Origin of the sequence: Microcoleus sp. B4-C2 (assembly GCF_036705265.1) — a bacterium.
GTDB lineage: Bacteria > Cyanobacteriota > Cyanobacteriia > Cyanobacteriales > Microcoleaceae > Microcoleus.
Genome location: NZ_JAUBUB010000207.1, coordinates 1 through 1,454 on the forward strand (window position 1 = coordinate 1; position 1,454 = coordinate 1,454).

1 protein-coding gene is annotated in these 1,454 nt (G+C 38.1%); it reads left to right on the forward strand.

Annotation, left to right across the window (positions count from 1 at the left end; translation table 11 throughout):
• Positions 1-423: 423 nt before the first annotated feature.
• Positions 424-1,454 (forward strand): protein kinase domain-containing protein (locus QUB20_RS28430; protein ID WP_333251548.1); only part of this gene is annotated, 1,031 nt, incomplete at its 3' end.

The window sequence follows — 1,454 nt, forward strand, 5'->3', positions numbered from 1 at the left end:
GTCCAAAAAGGACGGGCGGGACGCCCATCCCACAATAACAATTAAAATTGTAAGTTATTTAATTCGCGATCCTTAGTGTTTTTACGGATATGGGTTAATTTGCACTCGCTTTCATTGCATGGTGATTCCCCCTATTTATACTCTAATTATGCAAGGCCCAAATCTCCTATGAAGACTAAGGGCGATCGCACTTCACTCTGTTTTGCCGGATTTTACAGGAAACTGTGGAGCGATCGGACTCCTGACCGGAATGTTTAGCCCTCTTATTTTGAAGAAATGTTAAGAAAAAATAACTTTTTTTGAAAAACTTAAGCTTTTCTTAAATTTTAGGGTAATATTGTGTATTAGATAATACATATACTTAATTAACTAACAATATATAAAAAAATAATTGAGTATTAATACTGACAAGAGGCTGTAAGAATGATTAACTTACCGGGCTACGACATTACCAACCAGATCCATGAAAGTAATAATTCTGTAGTTTACCGGGGACTGAAAAAGCAAGACAACCAACCGGTAATTCTCAAATTTCTCAAACAAGATTATCCGATGCCAGCTTCGTTAGTCAGATACAAGCAGGAATACGAAATCACACACAATCTTCACCTAGAAAGTGTCCCTAAAACCTACAGCTTAGAAAGATACCATAACAGTTTGGCTATCATTTTCGAGGATTGTGGTGGAGACTCATTAAAGCTTTGGTTGGCTTCTCACAAACTTACCTTAGAAGAGTTTTTATTAACAGCTATTAAAATAACCAGGGCTTTAGGTGAAATTCATAGACATAAAATTATTCATAAAGATATTAATCCCAGCAATATTATTATCAACTCAACCACAGGGCGAGTTCAAATTATAGATTTTGGCATCTCTACTGTTTTAAAGCGCGAAAATCCTACCCTGAAAAATCCTAATGTTTTAGAAGGCACCCTTAGCTATATATCGCCGGAACAAACAGGCAGAATGAACAGAGCGATCGACTACCGCACTGATTTTTACTCATTAGGAGTCACTTTTTACGAAATGCTAACAGGGCAATTGCCCTGGGATTACAGCGATGCAATGGAATTAATCCACTGTCACATTGCCAAACAAGCAGTACCCCCCCACCAAATCAATCGAGAAATTCCTAAAGCTGTTTCTGATATTGTGATGAAGCTATTAGCGAAAACCGCTGAAGCCAGATATCAAAGCCCTTGGGGAATTATCGCTGACTTAGAAGAATGCCTAGAACAATTAAAAACTACGGGAGTAATTGCCGATTTTGCGATCGCCCAAAAAGATATTACAGATAAGTTTCAGATACCTCAAAAACTTTACGGCAGAGAAACAGAAGTTGAAACCTTATTAGCAGCCTTTGAGCGAGTCAGCAGAGGCAGCACCGAAATGATGCTAGTATCCGGTTACTCTGGCATAGGTAAATCCGCCTTAGTACAAGAAGTTTATAAACC